Origin of the sequence: Micromonospora sp. HM5-17, from assembly GCF_003762835.1 — a bacterium.
Classification (GTDB): Bacteria; Actinomycetota; Actinomycetes; order Mycobacteriales; family Micromonosporaceae; genus Plantactinospora.
Genome location: NZ_RJWA01000001.1, coordinates 953,741 through 966,541, shown reverse-complemented (window position 1 = coordinate 966,541; position 12,801 = coordinate 953,741). Strand labels below are relative to the sequence as shown.

Here is a 12,801-nt window from a genome sequence, read left to right as displayed (position 1 = left end):
GGATTCGGGCTACAACATCGACAGATGAACGTGGTTCGTGTGATCCGAGGCGGGATCGCCGTTCCCGTTGTACGCCCGCCACCCGGTCCCCGGCATCCAGATCTTCCGATACCAGATCACGTACATCACGCCCAGCCGGCTGGCGTTCTTGACGAAGAACGCCGCGACGGCGTCGCCGTAGCTCTTGTCGCCCCCGGTCGCGTCCCGGTTTTCGAACCCGCCGGCGGCGGCGGAGAAGTCGCAGGCCCGGCCCTTCGGGTGCTCGCCGCCACCGCCGCTGCGGTAGCAGGAGACGTGCCGGCGGTAGCCGTTCGCCTTGGCCTGGTTCAGCGCGTGCAGGGTGCGGGGCGTGATGCAGCCGGAGGTGGTCGGGTCGTCGACGCTGCACGACTCCCGCGGCCAGGAACCGTCCGAGTTGCGCGGCGCCGGCTTCGCCAGCGGGGAGTTCGCGCTGATCAGCCCACCTGCCGCTCCGCCGCCGACCGCGGCGAGGGCCCGCTCGGCGTCCCGCTTCTTCTTGGCGATGATCTCGACCTGCCGCTTCTGCTCCCGGACCTCGGCGTCGATCGCCTGCTTTGCCCGGGTGGCCCGATCGAGCGCCTCGCCGAGCAGCCGCAACTGCTTGTCGTTGCGCTGCGAGATCATCTCGAGCCGGGCGGCACGCTCCAGGAACGCCTCGGGCGAGGCGCTGTTCAGCAGCGCCGAGAAGGGGGTGAGCCGACCCCGCCGGTACGACTCGGCGGCGATCACCCCCACCTCCTCGGTGAGGGTGGCGATCTCGGCCTCGACCCGCTTCAGCTCCTCACCGAGTTGCTTCTGCCGCTTCCTGGAGTTCTCCAGCCTGTTGGTCGCCTCGACGTGCCCCTTTGTGGCCGCCTCCAGCGCGTCGCGCAGCTTCTTGGTGCCACCCTCGTCGCCGGGGCTGCTCGGCGCGGCGGCCGCGGGGCGGGCGGCCGGCGCCACCAGAAGAGTGGGTGCCACGGCGAGGAGTACGGCGGAGACCAGCCACGCCGTGACTCGGCGCGGCCCATGCAGCCGCGCGATGGCCGTCATGCGCACGAAAGCTATTCCTTCCGCGTCGGCCGCCGACCCCGCAGGATCCACAGTGACCGTTCGGCGGCGGCACCGCCCGGCGCCCAGACGGCGCCACCCGGCGGAGACCGCCGGTCAGCCTACCGGAAGTCGCGAGCGCTGTCGGCTCAGGCGACGACTGCGCCAAAACGGCCATACCGACCGGCCCGGACACGATGGAGCCGCCGGCGCGGCACCTCCGGGAGCCGCCGGTACCCCGGTTAATCCATCGATGGGTGGAGATCCAAGGCCTGTCCGCGGCTGGCTGACGGGCCCGGCTCGAACTCCACCGACCGGAATGGATCGGAGCGCGATTCAGTTTCCGAGGAGTGCGGCGTGGACGGTCCGCCAGATCTGTTCGTTGGCGGCGACCAGCAGCCCGGTTCGGCCGTCGGTCGGGTCGTACGCGCTGCCGTCGAACCGGCGCACCACGCCACCCGCCTCCCGCACGATCAGCGCCCCGGGGACGTGGTCCCAGGGCAGGGTCCGCCAGAAGAGGGCGAAGTGCTGACGCCCGGCGAGGATGTCGGCGTACTCCTGCCCCGCGCAGTGCAGCCCGGGAAGCAGCTCGCCGAGCCGGCGCCCGCCGGCGCGGATCCGCTCGCGCAGGTCGGACGGGAGGAACCGGGTCGGCACGGCACCCCGGAGCGCCTCCGGCTCGAGCACGTCCGGAGCGGTCCGGACCGCGAGCCCGTCCCGGTACGCCCCGGCGCCGGCACGGCCGACCAGCAGGGTGTCCGTGACCGGGTCGAGGATCCAGCCGATCCGGGTCACCCCGGCGCTCCGCAGCGCCACCATCACCGCGAACGGGCGCCGCCCGGCGGCGAAGTTCGCGGTCCCGTCCAGCGGATCGACCACCCACACCTCAGCGGGCCCACGAAGCCGGTCGAGCACGGCCGGGTCCGCCGCGACGCCCTCCTCGCCGACCACCAGCGAGCCGGGGCGGATCCGCCGCAGCCCGGCGTCGAGGATCTCCTCGGACCGGCGATCGGCGACCGTCACCAGCTCGCCGGGGGCCTTCTCCGTCACATCGGTGTCGCCGAGCTGACGAAACAGCGGCAGGATCGCGCGGGCGGCCGCCTCACGGAGCAGCGCCCCGACCTCGTCCACGACCGGGTCAACCACGCCGCGACAGCTTCACACGCACTCCCCGGCCGTCCCGCCGGGGCAGGTCCGGGTCGCGCAGGACCTCGATCGGGCTCCTGCCGTCCGCCGGCGCCGTCATCGGTCCCTCCTGTCGGTCCGCTCGGTCGTCACCAGTCTCCGTCATGTCGTCGGGACGCCGCGCCAACTCAGCGGAAGGGAGAGCGCGATCACCCTCCGGTCCGCTGCCGGCGGTTCGCGCCGGACCGGCGCGGCCGCCGTGGTCACCGCCGCCGGCGGGGTCGCGCGGGCGGCGGCGGAATTTCGTCACCGGCCTGTGGAATCGGTCTCGCATAATGGAACCAGATTCGTTCCCCGACCGACCGCACCGCCGACACCATTCCGTCCAGCCGACACCATTCCGTTCCGCCGGCTGCGCCGCCGGCACCGTCCCATCTCGACCCGTCGCCGTCCCATTCCTCGACCTGCGGCACCCGGCGGCGGACGGCGCCGACCTCCGGGCAGCGTGGCCCAGCCGGGAACCCTGATCACCCTGCCCTGTCCAGCGGAGGATGACGGTGCAGCCCAACCCGCGCGAAACGTCTACCCCACCCACCGGTCATCGACGGCTGATAACGAAGATTCTCATCAGTTTCGTCAGTTTCTGGGTGGCGTTCGGGATCTCCGAGCTGCTGCCCGACGACCAGCAGCCCGAAATGATCTGGAATATCGGGGCGTCGTTGTTCGTCGCGGGAGTGGTCTTCATCGCCCAGTACCTCGTCGAGGTGGAACGCAGACTCGAAGCGCTGATCCGGAGCTTCGACGACCACCAGGCCCGGATGCTCCGTCAGTTCAGCCGACACGCGACGGAGACCGAACGCCGGATGCGGGAGGGCTTTTCCAAGATCCACCTGGCCGAGGAACTGTTCGGGCTCCGCGAGGCCTCCCAACTGCAGCCCGAGGAGATCACCCAGATCGCGAAGCTGGTCCGCAACCGTACGAAGATCACTTCTGACGCCCCACGACTCATCCAGGACTTCGCGCAGGCGGAGATCACCCGGATGGCCGAGTACCTGAAGCAGATGGGCGACCGGAGCGACCTCACCTACGAGGGCGAGGATCGGGACTGGCTCCTCGGCCTGACCCGGGTCGCCCGGCACGAGATCCAGGCGACGAGCCTGAGCACGGTGGACGCCGGAGGGCGCGGCTTCATCGACGGCGGGCTCTGGTCCACGGACTTCGGCCAGCGCTACCTCGACGCCCAGCGGCACGCGATCCGGACCCGGGGCGTACGCGTGCAGCGCATCTTCATCCTCGACCGCAAGGGCCTGGACCCGCGGGAGCTGCACCACGTCCTGCGGATGCACCTCGGGATCGGGGTCGAGGTACGGATCCTCGACGCCACCATCGCCCCCGCCGCGCACGCCCGCCTGCACGACTTCGTGCTCTTCGACCGGATGCTCAGCTACCAGACGACCACCACGGCCTCCAACATGGACAGTCGGCTCAATCCGATCGTCGTCAACATCACCCTGGTCACCGATCCGGAGCGGGTGGAGCGACGGAGCAACGAGTTCGCCGACCTCTGGTCCGCGGAAGGCGTCCAGGCGGTCAGCGTGGACGAGCGGAACAACCTCGTCTTCCGGCCGGTGGCGACGGCCACCACCGCCCCGGTTCCGGACGCGCCGGACCCGAGCGCCCCGGACATGACGGACCCGACCGGCCCGGAGGCGGTGGCCGGGTGACCACCCATCGCCGCGGGGTCTGCTCCGGGACCTGCCGACTACTCCGAGCCCGACCGACCGGTCGCCACGATCATGCCGGCGTACCCGTCCCGGAGGGGGTCGCCGAGGTCGATCCGCTCGACACGTACGCCGTCCGCGACCGGCGCCAGCGCCGCGGTGACCTCGGCGTCATCGACGGCGACCGCGGGGAACCACTCCCCGCCGACGTGGTAGCCCTGGGACTCTGCCATGAAGGCGGCGGCGAAGGGCGCCCCCGGCTTGAGCGCCGTCACGAAGGCGTGCACCGCCCGCCGGAACTCGGCGAGGTCGGCCGACATCGAACAGGCGACGAAGAACATGGTGCCCAGATCCCACGTACGGGACGGAAGCGCGAAGACGCTGGCCCGGTGCACCTCGGCCCGGCTGGCGAAGATCGCCCGGGGATCGGCGACCGCCCGGTACGCCGGCTGTGCCCGGTAGACGTCCCAGAAGTCCAGCCAGTTGTCATCGAAGTGCGGGATCTGCCGACGGATCCACTCCACGTTGGCGCTGCCGAGCTCCCACAGGTCCAGATGTGCACAGAACGGCAGCATCGCCAGCGCCGGATAGAGGTTCGCCCCGGTGCCGACGTCGACCGCGCGGGACTCGGGCGCCAGGTCCTGGCCGGCGAAGAAGTCGCGCACGATGACCATGATCTGCCGGTCGTCGTCGCGGACCGCGCGGTAATTGTGCGCGACGTACGCCTCGGAGTCGAACCGGTCCCAGTTGACCTGGTTGTTGGAGGCCGACGGCTGGCGCGGGGACGCGCCCGGCTCGCCGTCGGACCGTTCCTGGCGCAGTTCCACCGCACTCATCTCGAACCGTCCCTGTTCCCCGGCGCCGACGACGGTGCCGACCTCGGAACCGGCACGCGGTGACGCGAAGCTGTCTCGACATCGTCTCGACCGGCGGTGGTGCGACCGGTCAGAGAGCGGTCACAGTATGTCAACCCAGAAGGCGGGGGGTACGCCATCCCCCCTTCGAGGGACGGCGGCCGACGATCTCCGGATGCGCGTGGGCCGGTGTGCTCAGCAGGGACAGCGCGCGGCCGTTCCGCTCGGTCCGAACGGGCACGTGGCCGGCCCGTTCACTGGAGACCGCTGAGCGACAGCACCTCGTCGGCGCAGCCCCAGGAGAGGGTCACCCCCGACCCACCGTGCCCGTAGTTGTGCAGCACCGGCACCCCGTCGACCGTGGCCCACTCCACCCGTACCCGGGACCGGGACGGACGCAGTCCGACCAGGATCCGCCGTACCCGGGCGTCTCGGAGCCGGGGCTCCACGGCGGCGCAGCGGTCCACGATGGCCCGGGCCGCGACGGGGTCCGGGTCCAGGCTCTCCGAGCCCGGTATTGCGCTGCCGCCGAGCACGACGTGGTCACCGTGCGGCAGGAAGTACGTCAGTTTCTCGTCCTCGACATGGTCCTGGAAGAAGTGGTCGATTCCGGGGTTGTCGACGACCACGAGCTGCCCCCGGGTCGGGTAGACCTGGTCGTCGGGGACGAGACTCCGGGCGCCCAGTCCGGTGCAGTTCACCAGCAGCCGGGCCAGGCCGCTCACCTCGCGGAAGGACGAGATCGGCGCTATCTCGATCGACACATTGGCCGATCGCAATCTGTTCACCAGGTAGTCCAGATATCGCGGCATGCTGACCAGCGGGATCGTGTACCGCCATCCGCAGGCGTATCCGGGCGGAAGTTCGTCGGGCGGACAGCTCTCGAAGTCGCTGATCCCCCGCATCCAGGATGGCGCCTCCACCGGCCGCGGGGACGCCTCGACGCCCCGGACGAGCCGTACCCCCGTGGCCGGGTCCTCGGAGAGCTTCTCGAGCGCCAGCCGGGTCTGCTCGCTCCAGAGCAACACCCGGGCATCACTGACCATGTACGGCCCCCAGCTCGCACCGGCCGCGGCGGAGGTCGTCTCCTGCGGCGGGCGGGCGGCCCGTACCCTGACCCTGAATCCCGCTTCCGCAAGGCGGATCGCCGTGGTCAGTCCGGACACCCCGGCGCCGATGACCAGCGCGTCCCACTCCCCAGAACTTCCCATTGGGCAATATTAACGGAGATCGAACGCGATCATAGTTTACGTATAATTCGAAGTATGCCTCCATTTCCCACAAGAGCGTCGCAATCCGCCCTCAACCTGCAATGACCATCAATTTTCCCATTCCGCTACGCGATCATCGTCCCGTGGGTCGGTGACAGGCCAACAAACCACATCGGACCGGCACGGTCGCAATGATTGATCTCTATATGTTTCCGCTCCCACGCGAGCGCGTCCGGCTTCCCGGCCCGTAGACCCGGATGGTGTCGGATTTCCGACGCAACCGGCGTCGGAGCACGCCGCCGGCCGCCGGCGGCTCCCCCACCGGGTGATACGCCGGCCGAATACGGCGGTTCCGGAAAATCTAGGACTGACAGCGCGGGCCGGGCCCGGGACCATGACACTCTCCGCCCGTCTCCCGACAACCAGCCCAGGCCACCACAGCCGACGCCGACCGCGGAACCGGCGGGTCCGACCCCCGAGGAGACAACACATGATCCGCAAGTACGGCAAGGCCCTCGCCGCCGTCGTCGGGGCGGCGCTCACCGTCGCGTACGGCGCCCTCTCCGGCGACCAGCACATCGCCCCGGAAGAGGGCGTCCAGATCGCCATCGCCACGGCCACGGCCGTCGGGGTCTACCTCGTGCCGCTCACGCCGCAGTACCGCTGGGCCAAGACCGCGGTCGCGGTGATCCTCAGCGTCCTCCAGGTCCTCGCCACGGTGATCCTCGGCGGCCTGGACGCGCACGAATGGATCGCGCTGCTCCTGGCCGGGTTGACCGTCGCGGGCGTCGGTGCCGCCCCGGCCGTCTCCAACAACGGGACCAGCAACCAGGCGCCCCGGTCAGCCCCCACCAGCCAGCCGGCCTGACCTTCTCCGGCGGCCGGCGCGACGGCGGATGACGAACGAGCCGGGGCAGCGGTCGGACCACCCGCCGATGTCGTTCTGACGAGCGCCCCCGCAGCAGGCCATCCTGGCATGGCTGGCCCACGATGGCCTACCGTCGACGCGCGTCGCAGGGCCTGGCACCGGGATGGTGCCGATCGAGCGGCCGTCCCCCGGATTGTCCGACGCAGGTCCGAGGACCTGTCGTCGCTACTTCCATCTGAAGTGGACGAACAACCGACCGAAGTTCTTGGAGTCCTTTTCGACGCGGTGGTAGAGCTGCCTGATCTCCTTCTGGTCGAGGAATCGCAGCACTCGTTTCTTGAGCTGGCCGGAGCCCTTGCCGGGAATGATCTCGACCAGGGTCGCCTTCTTCGCCACCGCCTCGTCCAGGATTCCGCGCAACGCCCGGTCGATGTCGTGCCCGCGGTTGAAGATGTCGTGCAGGTCGAGCTTGAGTTTCATCGCGCGCCCGCCGGCGCAGCAGGGTCCATGGTGAGCCATGGTAGGCCGGAGAGGGCCGCCACCGTCCCCACCGCCGCCACCGCACCCGTTCGGGGGCTCATCGCCGGCCGCTGATCCGGGTCTGCACCCGTTCGACGGCGGTCCGGTAGTCGTCGTTCTCCGCGTACATCGCGGCGGCGATCCGCAGGTGTCGCAGCGCCTCCACCGGCCGGCCGACCCGCTCCAGGGTCCGGCCCAGTACGTGGTGCGCGTAGTGGTCGCTCGGGTCGCGGTTCACCAGGGTCCGGAGCTGCTCCTCGGCACGGCCGAGCTGGGCCGTCTGGAAGTAGGCCCGGGCCAGCAGCTGTCGTACGGCGGTGTTCTCGGGTGCCGCCTCGACGATCGGTTCCAGTATCCGGACCGCCGCGGAGGGGTCTCCGGACTCGAAGTACATGGTCGCCCGCCGGTACTCGGCCAGAAGATCCATTCGCCTCACCTCCACCTGTCGCCACCCCTGCCCTGACGCTGGCACAACACCGCCAGCCGCGCGACTGTTCCCGATGCGGCGCCTACACGGCGGAACGGTGGCACATCACCGGCGACCGGGTCAGCTCCGGCGAATCGTCCAGGCGCGTACGCCGCCGACGATTCCGGCGCTGTTCGGTACGACCACCACGTCGTCGCCCATCCGGGCCAACTGCTCCGGGCGGATCAGCCGGGCGTTTCCGCCGCCGAGGTAGAGCCGGTCCCAGCGGAAGACCGGGCGCAGCCCCTCGACGACGGCTCGGACGCGACGCGACCAGAAGGTGTCACCGAGCCGGCGCCGTTCCGGCTCCCCGACATACGTGTCGTAGCTCATCCCCCACCGGACCGGGGCCTGGGAGAGCTCCAGGTGCGGGGCGAGCATCCCGCCGTCGAAGAGCGCGCAGCCCAGGCCGGTGCCGAGGGTCAGCACCAGCTCCAGCCCGGTCCCGGCAACCACCCCGGCTCCGTGTACCTCGGCGTCGTTCAGCACCAGCGTGGGCAGGCCGAACGCCTCGGCGAGCGCGCGCTGCGCGTCGAACCCGGACCACTCCGCGACCAGGGTGGGGTCCGGCTTGGTACGGGGACCGCCGCGGGTGACGTAGTGCGGGGTCGCCACCACCACGCCGTGTCGGATCATCCCCGGCATCCCCACGGTGACCCGGTCGGCGGCCGGGAGCTGCGCCGCAAGGTCGAGGAGCGTCTTGACGAAGAGGCTGGTCGGCAGGGGGTACGGCGTCGGCACCCGGAGCGGCCGGGCCCGCATGGTGCCGGCCTCGTCGAGAACCGACGCCTTGATCCCTCCGCCGCCGCAGTCGATTGCCAGCGTCGTCATCACCGCCACAGTCTGCGCGCTGACGGGCGGAACCGCCCAACCGGACACCGGGACTCCGGCGAGCCGACGGCACGGCGCGGGGACCCGCGGTTGCCGAACGGGCCCCGCACCCAGGCATGGGACGGATGATTTCGGGTAGCCCGGGCGCGGAGGTGGGCATGGTCGCGCAACTGCACAGGGCGCCCTCCGGAGACCGGTTGCGGGCGATCGACGAGTTCCTCGGTCGGGCGTACGCCGACCTGGTCAAGCACGACGACCGGCTGCGCGGGACCGCGGTGGAGGCCCGGTTCGACCGGGGGGTGGCGCACCTGACCGGCGAGGTCGCGGACGCCGACGAACTGCGGACGGTACGGACGCTCGTCGGCCGGCTCGACGGGGTCCTGGCGGTCTGGTCCCGGGTCCGGGTCGCCGGGCGGGACCCGGTCGTCGTCGACCTGGGCTGCGGCGCCGCCAAGCAGTACCCCGGGAACCTCGGTCTGGACCTGCGGATCGTGCCGGGGGTCGACGCCCAGGCCGACCTCTCCGCGTCCCTGCCGCTGGCCGACGACTCGGTCGACGTGATCTTCACGGTGCACATCCTGGAACACCTGATCGACTTCCTGACCCTGATCGACGAGTGTCACCGGGTGCTCCGGCCGGGTGGCGTCCTGCACGTGATGAGCCCCTGGTGGGGGCATGTGAACGCGGTCGCCGACCCGACCCACGTCCGGCTGCTGGACGTCCAGACGATCAAGCACATCTGCCAGCGCCACCCCGGCGCCCCGCGCTGGTACCCGCTGCACGCCGGCTGCGACGGCGCCTCGATCTTCGCCGACCTGACGCCACTCGGCCCGGACGATCCCGGCCCGGACCCGTCCCACCTCGCCCGCTTCTTCGACTGACCCGCCCCGCCACACCCGTGGTACGCATGCCGACAGGACCGGCGGGAACCCAGCGGGGTCGGATCGGACGAGACGCTGGGGAGGCGGGTCATGCGCGCGGTGATCGCGGAGTCGTACGGGGCGATGCCGGAGGTCCGGGATGTGCCGGAACCGTCGCCGGTCGGCGGGGACGTGAAGATCGAGGTGCAGGCGTCCTCCCTGAACGCGTACGACGCGAAGCTCGTCGGCGGCTTCCTCGACGGGGAGATCGAACACCAGTTCCCGGTGGTGCTCGGCCGGGACTTCGCCGGGATCATCACCGAGGTCGGTCCGGGAGTGTCGGGCTTCATGCCCGGGGAGAAGGTCTTCGGCGTCGTCGCCAAGCCCCGGCTCGGCGACGGGTCGTTCAGCGAGTACGTGGTCGTACCGGAGGAGATCGGTCTGGCCCCGCTGCCGGCCGGGATCGACTACCGGGCCGCCGGGGTGCTCGGCCTGGCCGGGGTCGCCGCCTTGGCCTGCGTGGACGCGGTGGCTCCCGGACACGGTGAACTGGTGCTGATCTCCGGCGCGACCGGCGGTGTCGGCCACTACGCCGTGCAGCTCGCCGCCGCCCGGGGCGCCTCGGTGATCGCCACCGCCCAACCGGGTCCGCAGTCGGACCTGATGTACGAGTTGGGGGCCGCGCACACCGTGGACCGCGGGGGCGACCTGGCGGCCCAGGTACGGCGGCTGGCGCCGGCCGGAGTCGACGCCGTCGTGCACCTGGCCGGCGACCCGGTGCAGCTCGCCGACCTGGTGGTGCCGGGGGGCCGGTTCGCCTCCAGCCTCGGCGTCGGTCCGGAGCAGCTCGGCGGCCGGGACCTGAGCGTCACCGCGATCGACGCGGTCCCGGACCGGATCGTCCTGGACCACCTGGCCACCGAGGTCGCCGCCGGCCGGTTGCGGCCGTCGATCGCCCGGACCTACCTGCTCGACGAGGTGCCGCAGGCGTTCGCGGACTTCAGCAACAGCGGAACGGTTGGCAAGATCGCCGTGGCGGTCGACTGAGGCCCGGTCTCGCGATCCGGCACCAGCGTCAGCCGCCCGCCGGTGGACTGCTCGCCCGCCGGCCACTGACCGGCGTCAGGGGCTGCTCGCCCGACCGCTGACGGGGGTCGGGGACCGCCCGGCCACTGGCGGGCGTCAGGGGTTGCTCGGCAGTGGTCGGCGGGACTTCGCGGCCTGGCATGCCCAGGTGAGCGCGTAGTCGGCCACCTCTTCCCAGCCGGCCTGCCCCAGGGTGTAGTGCGGCCGGCCGGGGAACTCCTTGTAGCCGGTGATCGCGGTCGACTTCCGGTACCGGCCGGCGGTCGCCTTGCTGATCGCCGGTGGCGCGACCCGGTCCGCGCCGTCGGCGATCAGCAGCAGCGGTGCCCGCCGATCGTTGCCGAAGTCGACCCGCAGCGCCGTACGCGGGTTGAGGTTCGCCAGCGCGGCCTCGAACAGCACGTTGCCGGCGGCCGGTACGGCGTACCGGTGGTAGATCCGCTCGGCCTCGTCCCGGGACATGGTGTTGGTGAACCGGTGGTGGAACTGGTCGAACGGCAGCGGCACGGCCCGGTGCCGGTTGATCGGGTTGCGGAGTACCGGGAGGCTCGCCTTCACCGTCGACATCGGCAACGGCAGCACGCCCTTGATCGGGGCGGTGTCGATGGCCACCCCCGCCGCGCCGAGCCCTCGGTCGAGCAGCAGCTGGGTGAAGGCACCCCCGAAGCAGTGGCCCATGATGATGGGTGGCTTGTCCAGGCTCCGGACGATCCCCTCGTAGTGGTCGACGATTTGGGTAATGTTCAGGTCGGCGAGCGCGGCCGGATCGCGCCGTACCTCCTCGACCTCCTCCTCCATCCCGGGCCAGGCCGGGGTGAGGACCCGGAACCCGGCATGCCGGTAACGGTCCGCCCACTGCTCCCAGCTGCGCGGCGTCAGCCACATCCCGTGGATCAGCACGATGCTGTCGGGCGGGGTGGGTTCGGCGGGGATGAGGGGCATGATGTCCTCTTCCGAGCGGTAGCGGCCGGTTGGGCCGTCGTGACGAGCCTGGACTGTCGGGCGGATACCCCGCCCCGGCGGCACCAATCCGCGCCGCCACGCTCGTGACCGGCGTGATCCGCCACTGGGACGAGCGGCGACATCTCGCCCGACGCGCGGGCACCCGGCGACGATTAACCGCGTACGATGTACAGAGTTATGTCCGCGGCGGCGCGGCCCATCGGACGGCGGACCGGCCGATTTCGGGGCGGTCGGGAGAATGACGGCGTGACGACGGAGTACAGCGGCACCGGCGACCCGAAGCGGAGCATGGAACTGCTCTGGGGCGGCCCCGAACGGCCCCGGCGCGGACCGAAGCCGAGGCTGACCGTGGCGCAGATCGCCCGGGCCGCAATCGAGATCGCCGACGCGGAGGGGCTCACCGGTCTCTCCATGCGGCGGGTCGCCGACCAGCTCGGGGTCACCGCGATGTCCCTCTACACGTACGTCCCCGGCAAGGCGGAACTGCTCGACCTCATGCTCGACACGGTGTACGGCGAGGAGCCCGAGCCGACCACGGCGGGAGCCCGAGCCACCGACCGCCGGACGACAGCCGGAGAGACGGCGGCCGAGGAGACGAGAGCCACGGAGGCGGGGGCCGGCGGGAGGGCCTCCGGCGGGAAGGTGACCGGCGCAGAGGACTGGCGGACCCGGCTCGAACGGCTGGCCCGGCAGAACTACGCCCGCTACCGACGTCACCCCTGGCTGCTCCAGGTCGCGACCAGCCGCCCGGTGCTCGGGCCCAACCTGATGGCCCGGTGGAACCAGGAACTCGCCGCGGTCGACGGGCTCGGCCTCACCGAGATCGAGATGGACCTCGTCGTCACCCTGCTCGGCGACTACGTGCACGGGGCGGCCCGCGCCGCGGTGGAGGCGGACCAGGCCGAGCAGCGTACCGGCATGACCGACGAGCAGTGGTGGTACGCGTACGCCCCCCTGCTGGAGCAGGTCTTCGACGTGGCGCGGTTCCCGGTGGCGGCCCGGGTCGGCGAGGTGGCCGGGGCCGAGTACCGGGCCGCCACCGATCCGGCCCGTTCCTTCGAGTTCGGACTTCCCCGGGTGCTGGACGGGATCGAGGCGTTCCTCCGGACCCGGCCGGCGACGGAGGAGGCGGCCCGGGACGCGGCGGAGAGCCCCTCCTAGCCACCCTGTGAACCGGACCACAGCCGGGAATTGAGTCGGGTCGGCTCAAGTTGTCATGGATGCCGGTCGAGACAACCGGTCAGATG

13 protein-coding genes are annotated in these 12,801 nt (G+C 71.3%); 5 read left to right on the top strand and 8 right to left on the bottom strand.

Features of this window, described 5'->3' with window-relative positions:
- Window positions 1-9: 9 nt before the first annotated feature.
- Together EF879_RS04390 and EF879_RS04385 are read right to left on the bottom strand one after the other, a co-directional pair.
- Window positions 10-1,053 carry a hypothetical protein gene (locus EF879_RS04390; RefSeq protein WP_123554815.1) on the bottom strand — a complete coding sequence of 348 codons (1,044 nt, stop codon included), beginning with the start codon at window positions 1,051-1,053 and terminating at the stop codon, window positions 10-12.
- Between the two features lie 333 nt (window positions 1,054-1,386).
- Window positions 1,387-2,196, bottom strand: a complete 810-nt coding sequence (locus tag EF879_RS04385; RefSeq protein ID WP_123554813.1) for an inositol monophosphatase family protein — start codon at window positions 2,194-2,196, stop codon at window positions 1,387-1,389.
- A gap of 626 nt (window positions 2,197-2,822) precedes the next feature.
- Between EF879_RS04385 and EF879_RS04380 the strand changes: the two genes are divergently transcribed.
- Window positions 2,823-3,899: a DUF6879 family protein gene (locus tag EF879_RS04380; protein ID WP_123554811.1), complete on the top strand. Its 1,077-nt coding sequence runs from the start codon at window positions 2,823-2,825 to the stop codon at window positions 3,897-3,899.
- Window positions 3,900-3,937: 38 nt separating this feature from the next.
- On the opposite strand, the gene EF879_RS04375 is transcribed toward EF879_RS04380, so the two are convergent.
- Together EF879_RS04375 and EF879_RS04370 are read right to left on the bottom strand one after the other, a co-directional pair.
- The gene (locus tag EF879_RS04375) at window positions 3,938-4,732 is read right to left on the bottom strand and encodes an SCO2525 family SAM-dependent methyltransferase (protein ID WP_123554809.1); all 795 of its coding nucleotides are present in this window, start codon (window positions 4,730-4,732) and stop codon (window positions 3,938-3,940) included.
- Window positions 4,733-5,004: 272 nt separating this feature from the next.
- Window positions 5,005-5,961: an FAD-dependent oxidoreductase gene (locus EF879_RS04370; protein WP_123554807.1), complete on the bottom strand. Its 957-nt coding sequence runs from the start codon at window positions 5,959-5,961 to the stop codon at window positions 5,005-5,007.
- A gap of 490 nt (window positions 5,962-6,451) precedes the next feature.
- Here EF879_RS04370 and EF879_RS04365 point away from each other — a divergent pair, with 490 nt between their 5' ends.
- On the top strand, window positions 6,452-6,829 hold the full coding sequence (locus tag EF879_RS04365; protein WP_123554805.1) for a hypothetical protein: 378 nt from the start codon (window positions 6,452-6,454) through the stop codon (window positions 6,827-6,829).
- Window positions 6,830-7,054: 225 nt separating this feature from the next.
- Here EF879_RS04365 and EF879_RS04360 read toward each other — a convergent pair whose 3' ends face one another.
- From EF879_RS04360 to EF879_RS04350, 3 genes are all read right to left on the bottom strand, one after another.
- Window positions 7,055-7,309 carry a Smr/MutS family protein gene (locus EF879_RS04360; RefSeq protein WP_123554803.1) on the bottom strand — a complete coding sequence of 85 codons (255 nt, stop codon included), beginning with the start codon at window positions 7,307-7,309 and terminating at the stop codon, window positions 7,055-7,057.
- 97 nt (window positions 7,310-7,406) lie between these two features.
- Entirely contained in the window at window positions 7,407-7,775 is a 369-nt protein-coding gene (locus EF879_RS04355) for a M48 family metallopeptidase (RefSeq protein ID WP_123554801.1), read from the bottom strand.
- A 120-nt stretch (window positions 7,776-7,895) separates the two neighbouring features.
- Window positions 7,896-8,648, bottom strand: coding sequence for an ROK family protein (locus tag EF879_RS04350; protein WP_123555400.1), 753 nt, complete (start codon window positions 8,646-8,648; stop codon window positions 7,896-7,898).
- Window positions 8,649-8,803: 155 nt separating this feature from the next.
- On the opposite strand from EF879_RS04350, the gene EF879_RS04345 reads away from it, so the two are divergent.
- Window positions 8,804-9,526, top strand: coding sequence for a methyltransferase domain-containing protein (locus EF879_RS04345; RefSeq protein WP_123555398.1), 723 nt, complete (start codon window positions 8,804-8,806; stop codon window positions 9,524-9,526).
- Window positions 9,527-9,616: 90 nt separating this feature from the next.
- Window positions 9,617-10,552: an NADP-dependent oxidoreductase gene (locus EF879_RS04340; protein WP_199736118.1), complete on the top strand. Its 936-nt coding sequence runs from the start codon at window positions 9,617-9,619 to the stop codon at window positions 10,550-10,552.
- 135 nt (window positions 10,553-10,687) lie between these two features.
- Here EF879_RS04340 and EF879_RS04335 read toward each other — a convergent pair whose 3' ends face one another.
- On the bottom strand, window positions 10,688-11,533 hold the full coding sequence (locus EF879_RS04335) for an alpha/beta hydrolase (protein ID WP_123554799.1): 846 nt from the start codon (window positions 11,531-11,533) through the stop codon (window positions 10,688-10,690).
- 267 nt (window positions 11,534-11,800) lie between these two features.
- On the opposite strand from EF879_RS04335, the gene EF879_RS04330 reads away from it, so the two are divergent.
- Window positions 11,801-12,715 (top strand): TetR/AcrR family transcriptional regulator, encoded by a 915-nt coding sequence (locus EF879_RS04330; RefSeq protein WP_370375440.1) that lies wholly within the window; start codon window positions 11,801-11,803, stop codon window positions 12,713-12,715.
- Window positions 12,716-12,801: the final 86 nt, after the last annotated feature.